The 20,582-nt window shown below is 64.3% G+C and carries 20 protein-coding genes and 1 pseudogene; 7 read left to right on the top strand and 14 right to left on the bottom strand.

The features are described 5' to 3' along the window. Window positions 1-1,329, bottom strand: coding sequence for a PLP-dependent aminotransferase family protein (locus GDV60_RS12040; RefSeq protein WP_159907325.1), 1,329 nt, complete (start codon window positions 1,327-1,329; stop codon window positions 1-3). A 91-nt stretch (window positions 1,330-1,420) separates the two neighbouring features. On the opposite strand from GDV60_RS12040, the gene GDV60_RS12035 reads away from it, so the two are divergent. Genes GDV60_RS12035 through yghX form a run of 3 tightly spaced genes read left to right on the top strand, consistent with a single transcriptional unit; the run spans window position 1,421 to window position 3,791 of the window. After that, window positions 1,421-2,311, top strand: a complete 891-nt coding sequence (locus GDV60_RS12035; RefSeq protein ID WP_092236252.1) for a DMT family transporter — start codon at window positions 1,421-1,423, stop codon at window positions 2,309-2,311. Between the two features lie 52 nt (window positions 2,312-2,363). Continuing rightward, window positions 2,364-2,858, top strand: coding sequence for a PaaI family thioesterase (locus GDV60_RS12030; protein ID WP_029294528.1), 495 nt, complete (start codon window positions 2,364-2,366; stop codon window positions 2,856-2,858). Between the two features lie 45 nt (window positions 2,859-2,903). Beyond that, window positions 2,904-3,791 (top strand): YghX family hydrolase, encoded by an 888-nt coding sequence (gene yghX / locus GDV60_RS12025; protein WP_159907323.1) that lies wholly within the window; start codon window positions 2,904-2,906, stop codon window positions 3,789-3,791. Window positions 3,792-4,004: 213 nt separating this feature from the next. On the opposite strand, the gene GDV60_RS12020 is transcribed toward yghX, so the two are convergent. Continuing rightward, on the bottom strand, window positions 4,005-4,889 hold the full coding sequence (locus GDV60_RS12020; protein ID WP_029294524.1) for a LysR family transcriptional regulator: 885 nt from the start codon (window positions 4,887-4,889) through the stop codon (window positions 4,005-4,007). Window positions 4,890-5,021: 132 nt separating this feature from the next. Here GDV60_RS12020 and ampC point away from each other — a divergent pair, with 132 nt between their 5' ends. Continuing rightward, a complete protein-coding gene (ampC, locus tag GDV60_RS12015; RefSeq protein ID WP_159907321.1) occupies window positions 5,022-6,164 on the top strand; it encodes a class C beta-lactamase in 1,143 nt (380 codons plus the stop codon). Window positions 6,165-6,416: 252 nt separating this feature from the next. Here the strand turns inward: ampC and GDV60_RS12010 are convergent, their stop codons facing one another. From GDV60_RS12010 to norR, 7 genes are all read right to left on the bottom strand, one after another. Then, on the bottom strand, window positions 6,417-6,893 hold the full coding sequence (locus tag GDV60_RS12010; protein ID WP_029294520.1) for an SCP2 domain-containing protein: 477 nt from the start codon (window positions 6,891-6,893) through the stop codon (window positions 6,417-6,419). After that, window positions 6,887-7,777, bottom strand: coding sequence for a U32 family peptidase (locus GDV60_RS12005; RefSeq protein WP_070996333.1), 891 nt, complete (start codon window positions 7,775-7,777; stop codon window positions 6,887-6,889). Before GDV60_RS12005 ends, GDV60_RS12010 begins: the two co-directional genes overlap by 7 nt. A 10-nt stretch (window positions 7,778-7,787) precedes the next feature. Continuing rightward, on the bottom strand, window positions 7,788-8,783 hold the full coding sequence (locus tag GDV60_RS12000) for a peptidase U32 family protein (protein ID WP_029294516.1): 996 nt from the start codon (window positions 8,781-8,783) through the stop codon (window positions 7,788-7,790). A gap of 48 nt (window positions 8,784-8,831) precedes the next feature. Beyond that, window positions 8,832-10,067, bottom strand: a complete 1,236-nt coding sequence (glp, locus tag GDV60_RS11995; RefSeq protein WP_092236240.1) for a gephyrin-like molybdotransferase Glp — start codon at window positions 10,065-10,067, stop codon at window positions 8,832-8,834. Further along, window positions 10,064-10,618: a molybdenum cofactor biosynthesis protein B gene (gene moaB / locus GDV60_RS11990; protein WP_029294511.1), complete on the bottom strand. Its 555-nt coding sequence runs from the start codon at window positions 10,616-10,618 to the stop codon at window positions 10,064-10,066. Before moaB ends, glp begins: the two co-directional genes overlap by 4 nt. A 92-nt stretch (window positions 10,619-10,710) precedes the next feature. Continuing rightward, window positions 10,711-11,358, bottom strand: a complete 648-nt coding sequence (gene pdxH / locus GDV60_RS11985; protein WP_159907319.1) for a pyridoxamine 5'-phosphate oxidase — start codon at window positions 11,356-11,358, stop codon at window positions 10,711-10,713. A gap of 100 nt (window positions 11,359-11,458) precedes the next feature. Then, the gene (gene norR, locus GDV60_RS11980) at window positions 11,459-12,976 is read right to left on the bottom strand and encodes a nitric oxide reductase transcriptional regulator NorR (RefSeq protein ID WP_159907317.1); all 1,518 of its coding nucleotides are present in this window, start codon (window positions 12,974-12,976) and stop codon (window positions 11,459-11,461) included. A 178-nt stretch (window positions 12,977-13,154) separates the two neighbouring features. Between norR and GDV60_RS11975 the strand changes: the two are divergent. Beyond that, a pseudogene (locus GDV60_RS11975) lies at window positions 13,155-13,604 on the top strand (hemerythrin domain-containing protein); the annotation flags it as partial. Window positions 13,605-13,656: 52 nt separating this feature from the next. Here GDV60_RS11975 and GDV60_RS11970 read toward each other — a convergent pair. Together GDV60_RS11970 and GDV60_RS11965 are read right to left on the bottom strand one after the other, a co-directional pair. Beyond that, window positions 13,657-14,088 (bottom strand): hypothetical protein, encoded by a 432-nt coding sequence (locus tag GDV60_RS11970; RefSeq protein ID WP_159907313.1) that lies wholly within the window; start codon window positions 14,086-14,088, stop codon window positions 13,657-13,659. 10 nt (window positions 14,089-14,098) lie between these two features. Continuing rightward, entirely contained in the window at window positions 14,099-15,286 is a 1,188-nt protein-coding gene (locus GDV60_RS11965) for an NnrS family protein (protein ID WP_133714456.1), read from the bottom strand. A gap of 514 nt (window positions 15,287-15,800) precedes the next feature. Between GDV60_RS11965 and GDV60_RS11960 the strand changes: the two genes are divergently transcribed. Further along, window positions 15,801-16,502 (top strand): Crp/Fnr family transcriptional regulator, encoded by a 702-nt coding sequence (locus GDV60_RS11960; protein WP_029294499.1) that lies wholly within the window; start codon window positions 15,801-15,803, stop codon window positions 16,500-16,502. Further along, on the top strand, window positions 16,499-16,699 hold the full coding sequence (locus GDV60_RS11955; protein WP_092236226.1) for a protein DnrP: 201 nt from the start codon (window positions 16,499-16,501) through the stop codon (window positions 16,697-16,699). Before GDV60_RS11960 ends, GDV60_RS11955 begins: the two co-directional genes overlap by 4 nt. Here GDV60_RS11955 and GDV60_RS11950 read toward each other — a convergent pair. The 3 genes from GDV60_RS11950 to GDV60_RS11940 form a co-directional block, all read right to left on the bottom strand. Continuing rightward, window positions 16,693-18,534, bottom strand: coding sequence for a nitric oxide reductase activation protein NorD (locus GDV60_RS11950; RefSeq protein ID WP_159907311.1), 1,842 nt, complete (start codon window positions 18,532-18,534; stop codon window positions 16,693-16,695). The two genes, GDV60_RS11955 and GDV60_RS11950, sit on opposite strands and share 7 nt — an antisense overlap. A gap of 73 nt (window positions 18,535-18,607) precedes the next feature. Further along, window positions 18,608-20,029 carry a cbb3-type cytochrome c oxidase subunit I gene (locus tag GDV60_RS11945; RefSeq protein WP_070996340.1) on the bottom strand — a complete coding sequence of 474 codons (1,422 nt, stop codon included), beginning with the start codon at window positions 20,027-20,029 and terminating at the stop codon, window positions 18,608-18,610. A gap of 3 nt (window positions 20,030-20,032) precedes the next feature. Continuing rightward, complete coding sequence (locus GDV60_RS11940; protein WP_029294425.1) at window positions 20,033-20,473, bottom strand: cytochrome c; 441 nt, start codon at window positions 20,471-20,473, stop codon at window positions 20,033-20,035. Window positions 20,474-20,582: the final 109 nt, after the last annotated feature.

Below are 20,582 nucleotides of genomic sequence, written 5' to 3'. Positions count from 1 at the left end.
TCAATAACCCGCCACCACCCATCGCACCCTCAGCAACGCTGCACGCAGCGCGTTTTTGTCCACCGACCCCAGCGCCAGGCGAATCGCATGGGGCACATGCTCGGACACCGCAAAGGGCTCTGCGCCAGACACCGAAATATTCTCCCGTGCCAGCGCCATGGTGATCTGATCGGCCCGCGCGTCTTCCCCCAGCGGCAACCATAAAAAATACGACGCGGGATGGGCAATGTAGTCCAGCCCCGCCAGCACCTGGGCCGCCAATGCCTGCCGGGCCTGTGCGTCCTGGCGCTTTTGCGCTTCCAGTTGCAGCACCGTGCCATCGTCGATCCAGCCCGCCGCAATGGCCGTCATCACCCCAGGCGCGTTCCACACGGTGGCCATGATCGTGCGCTCCAGGGCCGGCACCCACTCAAGTGGCGCCGCCACGAACCCGACGCGCAGGCCCGTGGCAACGCTCTTGGACAAGCCACCGATGTACAGCGTGCGCTCCGGCGCCAACTGCGCCAGCGGTGGCGGCGCGTGTTCGGCGAGGAAGGCGTAGGCCGCGTCCTCCAATAGAATCAGCCCATGCTCACGGGCGATGCGCACCAGTTGCTGGCGCGTTTGAAGGTCCAGGACCCACCCCAGGGGATTGTGCAATGTCGGCATGCAATACAGCGCCCGCACGGGGCGCCGCCGACAGACCTGTTCAAGCGCAGCAAGATCAGGACCAGTGGGCGTGACCGGGATCGCGACGATCTCCAGGTGCAGCGTCTCGGCCAGCACCTTGAACCCCGAATAGGTCAGTGCGTCCACCGCCACCACATCGCCCGGCTTGAGCTTGGCCATCATGCTGACCGCCAACCCATGCTGCGCGCCGCTGACCACCAACACCTGCTCGGCCGCGACGCTTAAACCGCGGTGCAGCAGATGCCGCGCCATCGCCGCCCGTTCGTGCAAGCGCCCGGCTTGGGGCTGGTAGCGCAACAGCGCTTGCAGATCGCCCGACAACGCCAACTGGCGGAGCGCAGTGCGCAGCAGGTCAGCCTGGCCCGGCAAGGACGGATAATTGAAGTTCAGGTCAACCATGCCCGCCGCCACGGCAACCTGCCCAACGCCCTGGCCCGGCGCCAGGGCGATCTCACGTACAAACGTACCGCGTCCGGTCTCGCCGCTGACCAGGCCCATGGCCTCCAGTTCGCTGTACACCCGGCTGGCCGTGACCAGCGCCAGGCCGTGGCTGGCCGCCAATTGGCGGTGGGTCGGCAGGCGGGTGCCGGGCACCAGGGTGCCAGCACGGATATCCCGCGCAAAGGCGTCCACCAAGGTTTTGTAACGGGCACGGGGCATGGGCGATGTATCCATGACAATTTTTTGATTGCCCCAATCTTCAGTCCTAGGATGCCGGTCACGCAACCCTCACTTATCGAGCACGCCCTTCATGGAACAGACTTCCCGGATTATCACTGCCCAACACAGCCGCAGCGGCTGGATCAATGGCTTGCTTGGCGTGCTGATATTCAGCGGCTCGCTACCGGCCACGCGGGTCGCGGTGCTGGAGTTCGACCCGGTGTTTCTCACCGTGGCCAGGGCCACTCTCGCCGCCATGGCGGGCCTGTGCCTGCTGTGGCTGCTCAAGGCCAGGCGGCCGACGCGCGAGCAATGGGCACCGTTGCTGATTGTCGCCCTCGGCGTGGTGCTCGGTTTCCCGCTCCTGACCGCGCTGGCCTTGCAGTCTGTGACGTCCGCCCATTCCATCGTGTTTATCGGCTTGCTGCCCCTGGCCACTGCGGTGTTCGGCGTACTGCGCGGCGGCGAGCGGCCGCGGCCGGTGTTCTGGTTGTTTTCGATCCTCGGCAGCCTGCTGGTCATGGGTTATGCCCTGGCCCAGGGCTTGAACGCCGCGCCCATCGCCGACCTGCTGATGCTGTTGGCCGTGCTGGCCTGCGGGCTGGGTTACGCCGAAGGAGGCAAGCTGTCGCGCACCCTCGGCGGTTGGCAGGTGATCTGTTGGGCGCTGGTGGTGGCGCTGCCGGTGGTGGCGCCGCTGACGTTACTCCTGGCGCCCTCCTCCTTCGTCGGGATCAGCCTGCCGGCCTGGTTCAGCCTGGGCTACGTCGCGTTGTTCAGCATGTTGATCGGCTTCGTGTTCTGGTACCGCGGACTGGCCCAGGGCGGTATCGCCGCCGTCGGCCAGTTGCAGCTGCTGCAACCGTTCTTCGGCCTGGCGCTGGCCGCCAGCCTGCTGCATGAACAGGTAAGCCTGGGCATGCTGGCCGTGACCGTCGCGGTGATTGCCTGCGTGGCCGGGGCGAAGAAGTTTGCACGTTAGGGGCGTGCGCCTTTAGGCTCAGGGATTGGCCAAAGAACAATAAGGATCGACGATGCACACCCCTTCCCTGCAAGACACCACCGCGCCGGACGGCGTCTGTTACGGCTGCGGACCGCGCAATGCCCATGGGCTGCACATCAAGAGCCGTTGGGCTGAGGACGGCATCCATATCGTCGCCGAGCACCTGCCCGAGGCCCAATACTGCGGCTGGCCGGACCTGGTCTACGGTGGGCTGATCGCCATGTTGGTGGATTGCCATTCCAACTGGACCGCCATGGCCTATCACTACCGTGCCGAACAGCGCGAACCGGGCGAGTTGCCGCGCATCGACTGCGTGACTGGCAACCTGGGCATCAAATTTATCAAGCCGACCCCAATGGGTGTGCCACTGGCCTTGCGCGCCAGGGTCGAGGGTGAGGTCGGGCGCAAAAGCCGCGTGGTGTGCGAGGTGTACGCCGATGGTGTGCTGACGGCGATTGGCGATTCGATCTTCGTGCGGGTCGATACCGGGCGCCTGGCGGACACCGCCCATGGCCGGCAAGCCTGACAATGGTCTACATTCAACGCCACACGCCGCTATAGGAGCCTGCCGATGCCTCGCCTGACCGCCAAAGACTTCGCCCCTGAACTGCTGGAACTCTACGACGGCTACGCCCACGGCAAGATCAACCGCCGCGAGTTTCTCGACCGCGCAGCCCTGTTCACCTTTGGCGGGCTGACCGCATCGGCGTTGCTGGCGTCCCTGAGCCCCAACTACGCCCTGGCCGAGCAGGTGAAGTTCACCGACCCGGACATCGTGGCCGACTACATCACCTACCCTTCGCCCAATGGCACCGGCCAAGTGCGTGGGTACCTGGTACGCCCGGCCAAGGTCGAGGGCAAATGCCCGGCGGTGGTGGTGGTCCATGAAAACCGCGGGCTCAACCCCTACATCGAAGACGTGGCCCGACGCCTGGCCAAAGCCGGGTTCATGGCCCTGGCCCCCGATGGCCTCAGCTCGGTGGGCGGTTACCCCGGCAATGACGAAAAAGGCGTGGCACTGCAACAGACCGTCGACCCGACCAAGCTGATGAATGATTTCTTCGCCGCCATCGAATGGCTGATGCACCACGAGGCCAGCACCGGCAAAGTGGGAATCACCGGCTTCTGCTACGGCGGTGGCGTGACCAATGCAGCGGCGGTGGCCTACCCGGAACTGGGCGCGGCGGTGTCGTTCTACGGACGCCAACCCGACGCCAAGGACGTGCCGAAGATCAAGGCGCCGATCCTGTTGCATTTTGGCGAGCTGGACACACGAATCAACGAAGGCTGGCCGGCCTATGAAAGCGCCTTGAAGGCCGCCGGCACAACCTATGAAGCGTATATCTACAAGGGCGCCAACCACGGCTTCCACAACGACTCGACCCCACGTTACGACGAAGCGGCAGCGAACCTGGCGTGGGAGCGCACGTTGGGCTGGTTCCGCAAGTACCTTGCCTGATCAGTAATGTTGGTCTTGCGGTTGCGGTTGCGGTTGTGGCGAGCGGGCTTGTCGGAACGCCGCATCGCCCGCGCTGGGCTGCGTAGCAGCCCCAACAAGATCGCTGAGTTGTATCAGAGAGACCGAGGGCGCAGGGTTTGGGGCTGCTTCGCAGCCCAGCGCGGGCAAGCCCGCTCGCCACAGTAAGCCTGCTCGCCACCACAACAAGGCCGCTCAAGCCATCTCAATCGCCGTCACCTCCTCCAGCCATTGCCGGAACGCCAGCATGGCCGGGGTTTCTGCCCGCGACTGCAAGCGCGTCAGCCAATAGCTACCCGTGGTGATCCCCACGTCGAACGGCTGGCGGATCACATCCTGGGCCAACTGCCGCGAGAACATCATTGCCGGCGCCAGGGCCACGCCATTGCCCTGCAGCGCCGCTTCCATCATCGCCAAGGACGAGTCGAACACGATACTGCGCGGCACCAGGGTGTCGGCGGGCAACCCGGCGGCCTGGAACCAGAGGCTCCATTCATCGGCCCGATAAGAGCGCAACAACGTGTGCTTGAGCACATCGCCAGGGCCGTGCAACTGGCGGGCAATCGCTGGCACACACAATACCGTCAGCGGCGCCGCCAGCAACTCACAGGCGTGGGTGCCGTGCCATGCGCCGGCGCCAAACCGGATCGCGTAATCCAGGCCTTCGGCGGCCACATCCACGCGGTTGTTATGGGTCGACAGGCGCAGATCGATAAACGGGTAGCGCGCCTGGAAATCCGCCAGGCGCGGCAGCAGCCAGCCCACCGCAAACGTGCCCACTGCGCCCACCGTCAGCACTTCGCGGTAGTGACCGGCCTGGAACTGGCCCAGGGTCTGGGCGATACGGTCGAAGGACTCGCGCAATACCGGTAACAACGTCTCCCCTTCGCGGGTCAGCATCAGGCCACGGGGCAGGCGCTTGAACAGCGTGACGTTGAGCTGTGCCTCCAGGCTCTTGACCTGATGGCTGACCGCCGCCTGGGTCACGCACAGCTCGATGGCCGCCCGGGTAAAGCTCAAATGCCTGGCGGAGGCTTCGAACGCACGCAGTGCGTTGAGGGGCAGATGGGAACGCAACATGGTTTAAACCCAAATTTTTCTAATGACTGGTGCGAGATATCATCGGTTGTCCAGGGCCCTGAAACTGCCTATCTTGGCCACGCCTGCGCAGGCTGTGATACCCCCGATCATCCTCATGGAAGCGACCTCATCATGTACCAACACGTGCGCAACGTCACGATTCTCAGCCTATTGCTCGGCGCGGGCAACTGCATGGCCGCCGACAATCTGCGCCAGGTGGTGGACGCCACCGTCAAGCCCCTGATGCAGCAACAGGCAATTCCCGGCCTGGCAGTCGCCATCGTGCAAGACGGCAAGGCCCGATACTTTAACTACGGTATCGCCGCCAAGGACAGCCAACAGCCTATCAGCGAAAACACCCTGTTCGAGATCGGCTCGGTGAGCAAGACCTTCGCCGCCACCCTGGCCGGTTATGCCCAGGCCACCGGCAAGCTCAAGCTCTCTGCCCCCGCCAGCGACTATTTGCCAGCCTTGCGCGGCAGCCTGTTCGACCACATCAGCGTGCTTCAACTGGGGACCTACACCGCAGGCGGGTTGCCGTTGCAGTTCCCCAGCGAGGCGGACAATGCCCAGCAGATGATCGGCTACTTCCAGCACTGGAAAGCCGCTTTCGCCCCCGGCACCCAGCGCCAGTACTCCAACCCCAGCCTGGGCCTGTTCGGCTATCTGGCGGCGCAAAGCCTGCAGCAACCCTTCGACGTGGCGATGGAACAGACCCTACTGCCCAAGCTCGGTCTCAAGCACACCTATCTCACGGTGCCCAAGGCGCAAATGGGCCTGTACGCGCAGGGCTATGACAAGGCCGGCAAGCCGGTGCGCGTCAGCCCCGGTGCACTGGACAGCGAAGCCTACGGGGTGAAGACCAGCCCCGCCGACCTGGCTCGCTACATGGCGCTGAACATGCACCCGGCGTCGCTGGAGCAGCCGCTACAACAGGCGATTGCCGCTTCGCACACGGGTTATTACACCGTGGGCAACACTACCCAGGGGCTCGGATGGGAGATGTACCCTTACCCGCTGAGCGTCGACGCCCTGGTCGAAGGCAACTCGACGCCGATGGCCATGGAGCCGCATCCGGTCAAGTGGCTGACACCCGCCCAGCCGCTGCGCGCCAATACCCTGGTAAACAAGACCGGCTCGACCGGCGGCTTTGGCGCCTATATCGCTTATGTGCCGAGCAGAGGCATCGGTGTGGTGATCCTGGCGAACAAGAACTACCCCAATGCCGAGCGGGTGAAAGCGGCCCATGCAATCTTGCAGGCCATGGACCACTGAAGCGGTAGCACCGCGCTTGCTTGTGGCTAGGGGGCTGGCTATGGATAGGGGGCTTGCTGTGGCGAGCGGGCTTGCTGTGGCGAGCGGGCTTGTCCCGCGCTGGGCTGCGCAGCAGCCCCAAACCCTGCGCCCTCGGTCTCTCTGATACAACTCAGCGATCTTGTTGGGTCTGCTTCGCAGCCCAGCGCGGGACAAGCCCGCTCGCCACAAGCAAGCCCCCTATCCACAGCCAGCCCTCTAGCCACAGGGGTATCAGGCAGCTCCTGTCGCCAGGCCTTTACCGGCCCGTTCCAGATTGCGCCATAACCAGGGCGGCAACACGTCCGGGTCGAGGCTGTCGATCAGGTTCTTCAGGCCCAACCCCAACTCCGTATCCCCCTCAATCACCAGCCGTCGGCGGAAGAACAAGGTGTCCGGGTCTTCCTGGCGGCTGGCCAACAGCAGGAACTCGCGCCAGTTGCCGCTGATGGTCACCTGGGCCTCGGCCCGCTCGGCGATGCGCAGCCCGTCGCGGCCCAGGGTCAGGTACCAGCGCAAGCCCAGGTCGGGAATACGCAGGCACATCCAGCGCCCGCGCAGCAGTTCAAAGCCGCCATCGCGCAAGGGTTCGGCCAGGCAGCGGTTCAACGCCTGTTGCAACGCCAGGCGCTGCACCACAAAGGGCACCTTGCGCATCAGCGGCAATAAGCGGTCGGCGCCCTTGAGCAGCCATTGCTTACGATTCAACACAGCCCCACCTCCTCGACCCGCAACATCCCGGCCTGGCCATGCCAGTAGCCATTGCAGCCCTCGACAAACACCGGCGGCGTGGCGCCCTGGCGCACCCGATCAAAGGCTTCGACGATGCCCACCATGCCTTGCGCCCTTGGGCTCAGGCGCAGCAGGTCGGCGCCGCAACTCACCAGCCCTGGATAGTCGGCCAGCAGGTTGGTGACATCCGCCGACATAGTCTGGATGCCATTCAACGTAAACAACGCCTGCCCTTCCTGGCTGGTCAAGGCCATGCCATCGGGGTAATTCAGGCAACAGAACTGGCAGTCATCCTTGGGCCGGTTTTCCGCTCGGGCCGTGAAGCAACGCGCCGAGTAGGCCAGGGGCAAATGCCCATAGGCAAAGACTTCCACCTCCGGCAACGGCCGGCCCAGTTCACGCACCTGCTCCAACACATCACCAATCAGCGCGGCCGAGCACTCTACCGGCGGCACCCAACGCATCATCCCGGCGTCCAGCAGTTGCACGAGGGCGTGGCCGTTGTACAAATTCAACGCCGGCCCACCGACAAAGGGCAGCTTGCGCTCGGCAAGCAGTTGCACGGCGCCCATGTCATTGGCCTCGACCAGCACCTCGCCGTTGTCACACAGGCGGCGCAGGCTCGACAGCTCCGATGCGGCCTCGATCAGGGTCAGGCTCGACAGCACGATTTGCGCGTTGCCCGCCGAGTGCAATTCGCGGCCCAGGCCCAACCATTGATCGAGGTTGAACGCGCGACGCTTGGAGCACACGGTTTCCCCCAGGTAGATCACATCCAGCGGCAAGCTGGCCATCTCGGAGTAGAACTGCCCCAGTTGTTGCTTATCCCAATAAAACAGCACCGGTCCCAGGCTGAGTTTCATGTGCGGTTCCTCATTGCCACGAACGATGGTAGGCGCCCAGGGTGGTCTGGCTGCCTTCGGATAGACCGGCCAGCACGCTGCGCCACTGGTCCTTGACCACAAAGCGTTCCGGCGCACTGCGGTGGGCGTCCAGCGCCGCGCGCCAGACCCCGGTGACTTGCTCGACATACGCCGGGCTGCGCTGGCGGCCTTCGATTTTTACCGCTTCCACACCCATGGCGATCAACTCGGGGATCAGGTCCAGGGTATCGAGGCTGGTGGGTTCTTCGAGGGCGTGGAAGCGCTTGCCATCGACCATGAAACGGCCCTTGCACAGGGTCGGATAGCCCGCCGGTTCGTCCGGGGTATAGCGGTCGATCAACACTTCGCTCAGGCGCGCGCTCAGGCCGTCGGCGTCTTCGCTCCAGCGCACGGCCTTGGCCGGCGAGCACACGCCGCACAGGTTCGGGGATTCGCCGGTGATGTACGAAGACAGGTGGCACCGGCCCTCAGCCATAATGCACAGGCTGCCGAAACCGAAGACCTCGATCGGTACCGAGCTGCTGGCAGCCACGTGCTTGACCTGGGCCAGCGACAGCACCCGTGGCAGCACCGCACGGCGGATGCCATAGCGCTCGGCGTAGAACTGCAGCGCCGCCGCATGGGTCGCCGAACCCTGTACCGAGAGGTGCAAGGCCATCTGCGGATGGCGGCTACTGGCGTACTGCAGCACGCCCGGGTCACCGGCAATCAGCGCATCCACGCCATGGTCGGCGGCGCGATCCACTGCCCGTTGCCAGCGCTCCCAGCCTTTGGGCTGCGGGTAGGTGTTGACCGCCACATACAGCTTGCGCTGGTGCTGGCGGATATGGGCGACGGCGCCGTCGAACTGCTTGTCGTCCATGTTCAGCCCGGCAAAATGCCGGGCGTTGGTGTCGTCGCGAAACCCCACGTACACCGCATCGGCACCTTGGCGCACGGCGGCTTTGAGCGCAGGCAGGTTCCCTGCCGGGCAGACCAGTTGCATGGTTGATCCTCATCAAAAAAACTATCGCACTTGTGTCGCTGCAGGCAGTTACTGCATCAGTTCGGCGAAGGACACGAACCGCACCAGGCCGCCCTTTTCCACCCACTGCTCACGCTCCACAATCGCCAGGCCATCGGCCCAGCACGCCGCGCTCAACATCGCCGAGCTTTGCCGTGGGTGCAGGGTGATGCGCGCCTGGCCGTCGATGCCCGGCGCCAGGCGTGCCCGCAGGTATTGGCGGCGGCGGTTGCGCTGGGTCCAGGTAAATTCGGCAGGCAGCAGCATCGGCACCAAGGTGACGTCAGTCACACCCTGGGCGCGCAACAGAAACGGGCGCACCACCACCAACGCGGTAATCAGCGCCGCCGAAGGGTTGCCGGGCAAGCCGATCCACGGTTTGCCCGCCACATCGCCAAAGGCCAGGGGTTTGCCCGGCTGGATCGCCAGGCGCCAGAAGTCCACGCGACCCAGTTCCTCGATCGCCTGCTTGAGGTGATCTTCCTCGCCCACCGACACCCCGCCAGAGGTCAGCAGCAGGTCGCATTCCGAGGAGGCCAGGGTCAACGCATCGCGGCTGACGGCCAGTTCGTCGGCCATCACGCCATAGTCATGCACTTCCACGCCCCAGCCTTGCAGCAGTGCCGCCAGGCAGTGGCGATTGCTGTTGTAGATCTGCCCCGGCGCCAGGTGATCGCCCGGTTCGCGCAACTCATCGCCACTGCTCAACAGGCAGACCCGCAGCGGCCGGTAGACCTTGACCTGAGCCAGCCCGGCCGCCGCGAGCAATCCCAACTCCTGGGCGCGCAGGCGCTTGCCGGCCGGCAGCAGCAAGGCGCCCTGGGTCACCTCTTCACCCTGCTTGCGCACGTGTTCGCCGGTGCGCATGGGTGGGCACCAGATACGCTGGCCATAGACCCGGCAACGCTCCTGGGGCACCACGGTGTCGGCCCCGGACGGCAAGGGAGCACCGGTAAAAATGCGCATGGTCTGCCCACTGCTCAACGCCGTCGCGGCGGCGTCGCCAGCGGCAATCCGCCCGGCCAGGCGCAGGTAGCCGCCCTCGGCCGGCAGGTCTGCGGCGCACAGCGCGTAGCCGTCCATGGCACTGTTGTCCCAGGCCGGCAGGTTGACCGGGGAAAAAATATCGCCAGCCAGCACCCGGCCCAAGGCCTGGGCGGTTTTCACCTGCTGGGTGGACGGTGGGGGTGGTGCCTGGGCCAACAGGCGTTCGATGGCCTCGTCCACCGGGATCAATTCACCGCTTTCACACACCGATGTGCTCATGACCGCGCCTCGCAGGGTTCCAGCGCTTGCGCGGCCTGGGGCTTGAGGTGTGGGGCGAAATTGCACGGCCCGGTGCGGCTGTCCAGTTGCCCCAGCAGAATCTTGTCCCAACCGGTACGGCACGCGCCGGGGGAACCGGGCATGCAGCACACCAGCACGCCGTTGCTCATGCCGGCCAGGGCGCGCGATTGCAGGGTCGACATGCCAATCTCTGGCACGGACACCTGGCGAAACAGCTCGCCAAAGCCTTCGACATGCTTGTCCAGCAACGGCAGCACCGCTTGTGGGGTGTTGTCCCGCGCAGTGAAGCCGGTGCCGCCGGTGGTCAGGATCACCTGCACCTGTGGGTCGGCGATCCACTGCGAAATACGTGCGCGGATCTGGTAGATGTCGTCCACCACCAGCGCCCGGTCGATCAACTCGTGCCCGGCCGCCTGCACCCGGTCGCACAGGGTCTGCCCGGAGGTGTCGTTGTCAAAGTTGCGTGTGTCGCTGATGGTCAGGACGGCGATGTTCAGTGAGACAAAATTGCGTTGAGTCAGGTGTGCCATGGTGAAAATCCCGGGATAAATGAGCAATGGCCCAAGCCTGCACCGCAAAGGCCTGCGGGCCTATTCCTCCGAGGAGGTACCTCTAGGCGGATTCAGGGGGCCAGGCGGCTGCGCTGCCAGGTGCCGTCGTGGCGACGGTAATCGAGGCGGTCGTGCAGGCGGTCGGGGCGGCCTTGCCAGAACTCCACGCGCTCAGGTTGCAAGCAATAGCCGCCCCACTCTGCCGGGCGCGGCGGTTGTTGGCCGGCAAAGCGTTGGGTGACGTCGCGCAGGCGCCCTTCCAGCTCGGCGCGATGGGCCAAGGGCTGGCTTTGCGGCGACGCCCAGGCGCCCACCTGGCTGGCCAGCGGCCGCGAATGGAAGTAGTCGTCGGACAGCTGCGGCGCCAGGCGTGCGACGGTGCCTTCGATGCGCACCTGGCGCTCCAGGCCCGGCCAGAAAAAGGTCATGGCCGCGCTGGGGTTGCTCGCCAGTTCCCGACCCTTGGCGCTCTGGTAGTGACCGAAAAAGGTGAAGCCCTCGGCACTGAAGCCCTTGAGCAAGAGAATCCGACAATGGGCGCGGCCCTCGGCATCGACCGTGGCCAGGGCCATGCTGTTGGCCTCCACAGGCGCCACTTCGGTCTTGCGCGCCTGCTCCAGCCACTGGCCGAACAACACGAGGGGATCGTCCTGTACCAGGTCATCCCGCAAACCGTACAAGGTGTAGTTGCGGCGCATCTGCGCCAGGGAAAGGGGCATGGGGCGAACCTCCGGTCAGTTCGCCACAGTCTGATCAGCCGAGGCGCCCGGCACCTTGACCGCGATCAACTGCGCGCCGCGGCATGGCGTCGCAGCGTTGCTACTTGAGGCCCAGGCGCCGCGCCAATTTGTGCAGGTTGCTGGAGTCCAGGCCGAGCATCCGCGCGGCGCTCGCCCAGTTTTCGCCCGACAGGCTCAACGCCTGGCGCACCTTCTGGCGCTGGCAGTCGTCCACCGCGTCGCTCAAGGTCTGGAACGCCTGCACCGGGGCTTGAACGACAGGGGCCTGCGCCAAGGTGGCGCTGTCCAGGTCCAGCAATTCGGCTTCCAGGGTCATGATCTGGTTGCGATTGCCGCCACGGCTCAACTGCTTCAAGGCGGCGCGGCTGATCACATGTTCCAGCTCGCGCACATTGCCCGGCCAGGCATAGGCCAGCAGGGTCTGCTCGGCCGCCGGAGACAGGCGCAAACCGCGCAAGCCCAGCCGCGCACGGTTGAGTTCAAGGAAATGCCCGGCCAGCAGCAGCACATCGTGACCGCGCTCACGCAACGCCGGGATCGGCACCGGGTACACCGACAGCCGGTGGTACAGATCGGCGCGGAACAGCCCTTCACGAATGCTCTCGGGCAGGTGGCGGTTGGTGGCGGCGATGATCCGCACATCCACGTGCAACGGCTTGTCGGCGCCCAGGCGCTGGATCTCACCATTCTGCAAAGTGCGCAATAGCTTGGCCTGCACGCTCAGCGGCAGCTCGCCCACTTCATCGAGGAACAGCGTGCCGCCGTTGGCCGCATCAAAACGCCCGGCACGGTCACTGGTAGCCCCGGAAAACGCGCCTTTGACGTGGCCGAACAGCTCGCTCTCGGCCAAAGATTCCGGCAGCGCCGCGCAGTTGACCTGGATCAGCGGCTTTTTGCTGCGCCGCGACAGGCGATGCAGGCGCCGCGCGAACAGCTCCTTGCCCACCCCCGTTTCGCCGAGCAACAGCACCGGCAAATCCGAGTCGGCGAGCACATCCAGCTCGTTGAGCAGTTGATGCAGGACCGGGCTCTGGCCGAGGATCTCGCCGTCTTCGACGCTGGGCGAACCCGCCACCGGTTCGCTGCGCGACAGGCGCAGGCTGCGGTTTTCCTGCTCCAGGCGCGTGACGCGCACCGCCGCCTCGATTTGCAGGGTGCAGCGCTTGAGTTGCTCGCGGGCATTGGCATCGAAGGTTCCGGCATGCAGCGCATCCAGGGTAATCGCGCCCCAGGGCCGGCCTTCGACGAACAGGCTCACGCCCATACAGTCATGCACGGGCAGCGGTTCGCCGACCTGGCTGTCTAGAAGCCCGTCGTACGGGTCCGGCAGGCGGCTGTCGGGTTCGAACCAGGTCGGCTCGCGGGAGGCCATGATCGCTGCCAGGCGCGGGTGTTGGGCAATCACAAAGCGCCGGCCAAGGGCCTCATGCACCAGGCCCACGGTGGCCACGGGGCGCAGGCTGTCGTCGCCATCCAGGCGCAACAGGCCCACGGCGCCGCTATGGAAATATTCGCGCAGGGTCTGCACCAGGCGTTGCAGGCGCACCGCGTTGGGCAATTCGACAATCAGGTCGGCCGACAGACTTTCACGCAGCATGGTCATTACTACCCTTGTATGGTCGGTTCTACCGTGCAGCATCAGGGTGATCCTGACCACTACAAAAAATTAATTTCTATTTTTCAATAAGTTGGCAATGGCACACGGCATGCAATCACCGCTTCATCTGTTCACTTGATGAGGAAACCCCATGAACACCATCGCCCCGGACACCCTGCCCCAGGCGCAACTGATCGACCATTTGCTGGAGCGCTACCACGCCCGCCACCGCGAACAACTGCCGGAACTGATTCGCCTGGCCAGCCGCGTCGAGCAGGTCCACGGTCACCACCTGGCCTGCCCCAATGGCCTGGCCGACTTGCTGCGTGACATCGAGCAGGAACTGGAGGGCCATATGCTCAAGGAAGAACAAGTGCTGTTCCCAATGCTGCAAATGGGCCTGGGGCCCCAGGCTGCGCCGCCGATCCAGGTCATGCGCCTTGAACACGAACAACATGGCCAGGCCCTGGAACAGTTGCAGGCGCTGACCAACCACATACAACCGCCCAGCGATGCGTGCAATACCTGGCGGGCCTTGTATCACGGGCTGGAGGTGTTTCATGGGGATTTGCTGGAGCATATTCATCTGGAAAACGACGTGCTGTTTGTCCGCGCACTAAAGGCCTGACCGACCTGTAGGAGCGAGCTTGCTCGCTCCTACAGGAAGGGCTCAAGGTGTCTTAACGCAGCATCAGTTTGGCCAGGATCACGATCAGCACCATATGCCCAAGGATACTGCGCCGGATCCATACCGCCCGCAGCGGGCTCAGGCGCTTTTGCGTCAACCAGTACGCGAGCAGCAGGTAGTGCCCGATGATGCTCAGCGCCAACACGATTTTGAGGCTCAACATCGCCGAAAAATGGCTGGCCCATGGCGCGCCCAGCACACCACGGTAATGCCAGGCCAGGCCGATGCCCGCGCCATACAGCAGCACCACCACGCCATGCAGCACCTGCCGCGAACGCCGGGCAATGGCTTGGTCGCTGGTGAACTGCGCCGACCACGCCAACTCTTCGCGGGCGCGGTGCCAGATGAAAACCTCGAAGAACAGCGTGCCGATAAAGGCAATGGCCGCCAGCAGATGCACAATCAATAGCCACGAATACAGCATTCCCGTTCTCCTAGCCCGGATGGCCGTCAACCCGCGCATGCCACAGCATTGGGGCATAGCGCCATAGATACACGCCCAGGCCCAGGGTCCAGCACAGGCCCGCCAGCCACAGCGCGGCGTACGGCCAGATCAGTACCAGCAGCACCCGGCTCAGGCAGGCCAGGTTCAACAGGGTGAACGCCAGGGTCATGCCCTTGGGTGGCGTCAGTGGCCGGCCGGTATGACCGAGGCTGACCCTGGCGATCATCGCCAGGATCAAGCCGCCCATCGCCCCTACCGTCAGCGCATGCACCGCCAGGCTCGGGTTCAATGGGACACCCAAGTGCCACAGCGCCATGCCCAGGCACGCCACGGCCAACCAGGCATAGGCCAGGTGCAGCGACCACAGCAGCGGCACGCGCCACAGGCCACGGTCGTGCCAGCGCACCAGGCGCACCAGGTGGCCGATCCCCAACAGGGCAAACACTAAACCAACCCAGAGGCTGGGCATCAGCGCGACACCGCTGGCATACAACAGAGCGACCAACGCCGAGCCTGCCAACAGCAGGTAATCCAGCCACGGCCAGGGCTTCACCGCTTCAGTGCGCCCCAGGCCACGCTGGGTGAAGAATGGAATTACCCGACCGCCGATCAAGCCCATCATCGCCGCCACCAGCCACAGCCCGGTCAACACCGCCTGGCGCTGCCAGCCTTCGTCACCGCGCAGCAAGCCATACAGGGACAGGGCGTCGGCCAGGGTCAACAGCAGCAACACCAGCACAATCGGGTAGTTGCGCTGTTGCCGCACTTTCCACAAGGTCCAGCCCATCAAGCCGGCGACGGCCAGGGGAAAGGTCAGTTCCAGCACGGCCAACAGCGGCCATGGCAGGTTGAACAGCCAGGCCAGGCGTGCGGCCAGCCACACCCCGGCCAACATCGCCAGCGGCGTACCGCTGATGCCGGGGCGACCGGTCCAGGTCTGCACCGCCGTCAACAGAAACCCGCCAATGATCGCCAGGGCGAAACCAAACAGCAGTTCATGGCGATGCCACGCCAGCCAGCCACCCGCCGGCTGCCAGCCTGCGTCGCCGGCCAGGGCCAGCAACCACAGGGGAATCGCCAGCAACGCCAATAGGCAGCCACCGAGGAAAAATGGCCGGAAAGCCAGGCGAAACAACGGGGTTATCGACATGGCCTTGCGTCGATCCAGCACTTGCATACCACCACTCCTCAAGTCATTGCCGGCCCGATCATCCGGGATTGCCCGCGCCCGGCCCTTGTCGCAGATCAAGCAGGGCTTCGAGGCGGCGCAATATCCTGGGGGCCGTCGCGGGATTGGCGTTGCAAGGGCCGGGCCGGCTCCTTATGCCCACCGCAATCACGGGTGGGAGCTGGCTTGCCTGCGATGGCATCGCTGCGGTTTTACTGGGAGACCGAGGTGCCTGCATCGCAGGCAAGCCAGCTCCCACATGGGATCGGCGTTGATAATGAGGGTTTAAATGACCATTAGAGGGTTAAAACAACCCTCAATGACAGGGTCATTTAAACCCTTTAGGTGCTACAGCTCTGATTCTACGCGGCCCGCGCCTTGGCCCAGCTCTTGCTCTACCCGGTTATCCCGTCATTACCCTGCCCCACGGAGTCCCCATGAAAAAAGTCATCCAGCCCCTCGCCTGGTTCGTGATCCTCGGTTCGATGATGGCGGCGGCCAGTGGCCTGTCGTTGTGGCTTGTATGATCACCGACGCACCGAGGGTCCTGCACCGCGTGCATCATCAGATCCTGCGCAGCCATCACCTGTTCGAGCCGCTCAACGAAGAGCAGATGGATGAGTTGATGGCCAGCAGTCAATTGCTGAGTGTCGACAAGGGCGAACCATTGTTCCGCCAGGGCGAGCCGGCCGAGGGGTTTTACTTCGTGATTGCCGGCGCGGTGAAGATCTACCGCCTGACCCCGGACGGCCAGGAGAAAGTCTTTGAAGTGATCGGCGAGCGGCAGACCTTCGCCGAGGCGATGATGCTGATGGACACCCCCAACTACGTGGCCTGCGCCGAGGCGGTGTGCCCGACGCAGTTGTATCGCCTGTCCAACGCCACCTATATGCGCCTGCTCCACAGCAACAGCCGCCTGACCTTCGCCCTGCTGGGCAAGTTGTGTGTGCGCCTGCACCAGCGGGTCAACGAGATCGAGACCCTGTCCCTGAAAAACGCCACCCACCGCGTGGTGCGCTACCTGCTGACGCAACTGGTGCGCCTGCACAGCGCCGACAGTTCGTTCGAATTGCCCATGGCCAAGCAGTTGATCGCCGGGCACCTGTCGATCCAGCCAGAGACGTTCTCGCGGATCATTCGCCGGCTGATCGATGAAAAAATCATCACCCAGGACGGTCGGCAGATCGCCATTCTTGATCGCCTGCGCCTGGAGCAATTTGAATGAGCGCCGCGTGTGTGTGCCTGTATTGCCAACATGCCAACCCGCCAACGCAGCCAGCCTGCGCACGCTGCGCCATGCCCCTGCCCGCCTCCACCGCCAGCCTTGAGGCCCGGCGACTCAAACGTTTCCAATGGTTCTGCCTGGGGCTGGCCGTGTTCTGCATCACCATGTTCTTCTGGCTGCCCCGGGACTTTTACTGATCTTCGGTCAACTGCCGGTACAGCAGCGGCAAGCGTAGCGGCAGCTGCTCCGGCTGGCGGATCAAGGTGTAGCCGTGGGCGCCGAACATGTACGGCAGGTAATCCCCGGCCTGTTTGTCGATAGTGATGCAGAACGGCACCAGGCCCTGGCGCCGCGCTTGCATCACGGCCTGGCGGGTGTCCTCCACGCCATAACGTCCCTCATACAAGTCCAGGTCGTTGGGCTTGCCATCGGTCACAATCAACAGCAGTTTGCGCCGTTGCTTACACGCGCCAAGGGTCTGGGTGGCGTGGCGGATAGCCGCGCCCATCCGGGTGTAATAACCCGGCTTGAGGCCCTGGATGCAGCCGCGGGTGTGGTCGTCATAGGGTTGCTGGAACGACTTGAGCTGTTGCAGGCGCACCTGCTGGCGGCGCAAGGATGAAAACCCATACAGGGCAAACGCATCACCCAGGCCCGCCAGGCTCTCGCCAAACAGCAACAGGCTGTCGCGGATCACATCGATGACCTTTTGCGTATCGTTGAGGTGGGCGTCGGTGGACATCGACAAATCGGCCAGCAGCAAACAGGCCAGGTCACGCCGGGTGCGGCGCTGCTCCTTGAACAGACCGCGCTCGGCGCACGCGCCGTGCTGGCGCTCGACATGAAAATCCAGCCACGCCTGCAGGTCCAGTTCCGCGCCCTGGGGCTGTTGACGCAGCCATTGACGATCGGTACGCAGCTGCTGGAACTGGCGGCGCAACCGCGCAGCCTGGGGCAGCAGGCGTGCCGGCAGCGGCTGGGGCGTGCTGTCGCGCGGTTGCATCAGTTGCAGGTTGACGAAGTTGGCTTGCAGGCATTGTTGGCGGTAATCCCACTCCGGCAACTTGATGCCTTCGCCCAGGGGAATGTCGTCGACATCGGCCGGTGGCAGATCCAGGTGCAGCTTCAAGCCGCCACTCTTGCGCACGCGCTGGCGTGACAGGCTCAACTGGTCGAGGTCTTCGGCAACGCGGGCAGCATCTTCGTCCTCGGAGTCATCGGCCCAGCGGTCGAGGTCGACGTGTTCGGTCCAACTGAACAGGTTTTCCAGGCGCACCACCAACAGGCCGCCGTCGCGGCTGTTGTCATCTACCCGGTTGGCTTGTTTGGGCGCGCCCTGTTGTTCGCCGGGGCGGGTCGCCAGGTCATCGCCCTCGTCATCCAGATCGCCGGCCTGCGGGCTGTGCAGGTGCAAGGGTGGATACAGCCACAGGGGCAGCGGCCAGGCGGCGCGCTCGCTGCGGGGTAACTGGCGGATGCTGCCGGGTTCGCGCAGGGCCTTGCGCAAGGCCTTTTCCACGGCAGCTTCAGATGGGTTGAGGCTGGCGGGATCCGGGCGCAATTGCAGATGGGCGTCCACCAGGCGCTGATAGCTGGGGAGCATGGCCGGGTAACGCTGCAACAGCAGCCAGGTCCAGCGTTGGTTGTCGCGGGCCCAGTGGGTCATCGGCCCGGCGTGTGCAGCCAGGAGCGCCAGCCAGCGGTACAACTCCAGGTTCAGGGCGGCCGAAGGAAACACCGCCAGGCTTGCCGGCAGGCGCAGGCGATGGCCATCGCATGAGGCCAGGGGGGCTTGCCGGCAGGTGCCGGCGATGCGCATCAACAGGTTGCGCCGCAGCAGCAGGTCGCGCTCGCTGGCGGCCTCCAGGGCAATCCCGTGGGCGCCGCCCAGGGCGCGGAACAGCAGGGCCAGGCTGCGCTGGCGGTCGACCAGGTCGACCCGCGCCTCGGGGAAGTCCGCACTGGCGCGGCGGGTGATAAAGCGGTGCCAGACACTGCCGACCCACTCTTCCAACTCAAGGGTAAAGGCCATGTGAAGTGCTCCAGACATAAAAACGGCCCGCACTACCTGCCGGGCCGCCCTCTTGGGGATTAACGTTGACCGCTCACGCCGTCACGGGGACGGCAGAGTCCAAGCCCTTGCCCCGCTGCCGGAAGCTCCACAGGTAGCAGAGCAGGCCCAGCAGGAACACCACGCCACTGGCCAGTCGGGCCCAGAACAATACGGTCAGGTGGTCCATGGTGGCCATGAACGGCAGTGCCACACCGTCTACCTGCCAACGCTGCAACCAGACTTGCACGGCACCGGCCGCCGTCAGGAACAGGGTGATCATCACCATCGACAGAACCATCATCCAGAAGCCCCAGATCTCCAAGGTCTGCGAGCGTGCATCCGGCGCTTCACCGATACCACGCAGGCGGGGCATGGCGTAGCTGATCAGGGTCATGACGATCATGGCGTAGGCGCCGAAGAACGCCAGGTGGCCGTGGGCGGCGGTCAATTGGGTGCCGTGGGTGTAGAAGTTGACCGGTGCCAGGGTGTGCAGGAAGCCCCAGACCCCGGCGCCGAAGAACGCCGTGACCGTGGTGCCCTTGGCCCACAACGTGGCCGCCCGGTTCGGGTGCTGGCGCCGGCGCTGTTTGACCATGGTGAAGGCAAACATCACCATCGCCAGGAATGGCAGCGGCTCCAGGGCCGAGAAGATCGAGCCGACCCACAACCACACCTCGGGCGCGCCGATCCAGAAGAAGTGGTGACCGGTGCCAATGATCCCGGTGATCAGGGCCATGGCGATGATCACGTACAGCCATTTCTCCACGACCTCACGGTCGACACCGGTGACTTTGATCAGTACGAAAGCCAGCATCGAGCCCATGATCAGCTCCCACACGCCTTCGACCCAAAGATGCACCACCCACCACCAGTAGAACTTGTCCCGTGCCAGGTTGCCGGGGTTGTAGAACGAGAACAGGAAGAACACCGCCAGGCCGATCAGCCCGGTCATCATCACCATGCTCACGGTGGTCTTGCGACCTTTGAGCAGGGTCATGCCGATGTTGTACAAAAAGCCCAGGCACACCACCACGATCCCCATCTTGGTGATGGTCGGCTGTTCCAGGAACTCACGGCCCATGGTCGGCAGCAGTTCGTTGTGGGTCAGCTTGGCCAGGGCCGCATAGGGCACCAGCAAGTAGCCGAGGATGGTCAACACCCCGGCCACGGCAAACACCCAGAACAGCAGGATGGCCAGCTTGGGGCTGTGCAACTCGCGGTCGGCTTCTTCCGGCACCAGGTAGTAAGCGGCGCCCATGAAGCCGAACAGCAGCCAGACGATCAGCAGGTTGGTGTGGACCATGCGGGCCACGTTGAAGGGGATCAACGGGAACAGAAAGTCGCCGACCACGTATTGCAGGCCCATGATCAAACCGAACAGCACCTGGCCCAGGAACAGGATCAGGGCGAACACAAAGTAGGGTTTGGCCACGGCCTGGGATTGGAATTTCAGATATGGATTGACGGTACGCATCCCTCAGCCCTCCTTGTTTGGCGGCCAGCCGTTGGTGTTGATCTTCGAGCTCCACTTGAGGAACTCGGCCATATCGTCCACCTCTTGGTCGCTGAGGTTGAATTGCGGCATCGCGCGCCGGCCGGGAACGCCCAACGGTTGCATCTTCATCCAGGCATGCAGGAACGGCTTGAACGCTTCCTCGCCGCCACGGCGGTTGAACACGTTGCCCAGTTCCGGCGCAAAGTACGCGCCCTCGCCCAGCAGGGTGTGGCAGCCGACACAGTTGTTGCGCTCCCAGACGCCCTTGCCGCGCACCACGGATTCGGTGAGTAGCTCTTGATTGCTGCGAGAGGGAAAGGTTTGTTCGGTGTGGTAGGTCAGGGCCAGGAATATCAGGAAGAAGAACACGCTTCCTCCGAAGTAGATATTCCTGGCCATGCCCTTGGTGAAGGTCTCTGACATGGTCGCTTCCTCATTGCTTGGCGGGGACCATGATAGGAAGTGAGGGGGTAAAAGCTGCTTGATGGCGATCAAGAAATGCCGATGGTTTTGGTCGGGTATTGGGTCGGCG

It is taken from the genome of Pseudomonas sp. DTU12.1 (genome assembly GCF_009873475.1).
Taxonomy (GTDB): Bacteria; Pseudomonadota; Gammaproteobacteria; order Pseudomonadales; family Pseudomonadaceae; genus Aquipseudomonas; species Aquipseudomonas proteolytica.
The sequence above is the reverse complement of the archived record's forward strand: the minus strand, read 5'-3'. Positions and strand labels throughout refer to the sequence as shown.

Bases quoted from the DNA above. Each gene is read 5' to 3' on its own strand.
- GDV60_RS12040 (WP_159907325.1), bottom strand. From the start codon at position 1,329: ATGCCCCGTGCCCGTTACAAAACCTTGGTGGACGCCTTTGCGCGGGAT.
- GDV60_RS12035 (WP_092236252.1), top strand. From the start codon at position 1,421: ATGGAACAGACTTCCCGGATTATCACTGCCCAACACAGCCGCAGCGGC.
- GDV60_RS12030 (WP_029294528.1), top strand. From the start codon at position 2,364: ATGCACACCCCTTCCCTGCAAGACACCACCGCGCCGGACGGCGTCTGT.
- yghX (WP_159907323.1), top strand. From the start codon at position 2,904: ATGCCTCGCCTGACCGCCAAAGACTTCGCCCCTGAACTGCTGGAACTC.
- GDV60_RS12020 (WP_029294524.1), bottom strand. From the start codon at position 4,889: ATGTTGCGTTCCCATCTGCCCCTCAACGCACTGCGTGCGTTCGAAGCC.
- ampC (WP_159907321.1), top strand. From the start codon at position 5,022: ATGTACCAACACGTGCGCAACGTCACGATTCTCAGCCTATTGCTCGGC.
- GDV60_RS12005 (WP_070996333.1), bottom strand. From the start codon at position 7,777: ATGAAACTCAGCCTGGGACCGGTGCTGTTTTATTGGGATAAGCAACAA.
- GDV60_RS12000 (WP_029294516.1), bottom strand. From the start codon at position 8,783: ATGCAACTGGTCTGCCCGGCAGGGAACCTGCCTGCGCTCAAAGCCGCC.
- glp (WP_092236240.1), bottom strand. From the start codon at position 10,067: ATGAGCACATCGGTGTGTGAAAGCGGTGAATTGATCCCGGTGGACGAG.
- moaB (WP_029294511.1), bottom strand. From the start codon at position 10,618: ATGGCACACCTGACTCAACGCAATTTTGTCTCACTGAACATCGCCGTC.
- pdxH (WP_159907319.1), bottom strand. From the start codon at position 11,358: ATGCCCCTTTCCCTGGCGCAGATGCGCCGCAACTACACCTTGTACGGT.
- norR (WP_159907317.1), bottom strand. From the start codon at position 12,976: ATGCTGCGTGAAAGTCTGTCGGCCGACCTGATTGTCGAATTGCCCAAC.
- GDV60_RS11970 (WP_159907313.1), bottom strand. From the start codon at position 14,088: ATGCTGTATTCGTGGCTATTGATTGTGCATCTGCTGGCGGCCATTGCC.
- GDV60_RS11965 (WP_133714456.1), bottom strand. From the start codon at position 15,286: ATGCAAGTGCTGGATCGACGCAAGGCCATGTCGATAACCCCGTTGTTT.
- GDV60_RS11960 (WP_029294499.1), top strand. From the start codon at position 15,801: ATGATCACCGACGCACCGAGGGTCCTGCACCGCGTGCATCATCAGATC.
- GDV60_RS11955 (WP_092236226.1), top strand. From the start codon at position 16,499: ATGAGCGCCGCGTGTGTGTGCCTGTATTGCCAACATGCCAACCCGCCA.
- GDV60_RS11950 (WP_159907311.1), bottom strand. From the start codon at position 18,534: ATGGCCTTTACCCTTGAGTTGGAAGAGTGGGTCGGCAGTGTCTGGCAC.
- GDV60_RS11945 (WP_070996340.1), bottom strand. From the start codon at position 20,029: ATGCGTACCGTCAATCCATATCTGAAATTCCAATCCCAGGCCGTGGCC.
- GDV60_RS11940 (WP_029294425.1), bottom strand. From the start codon at position 20,473: ATGTCAGAGACCTTCACCAAGGGCATGGCCAGGAATATCTACTTCGGA.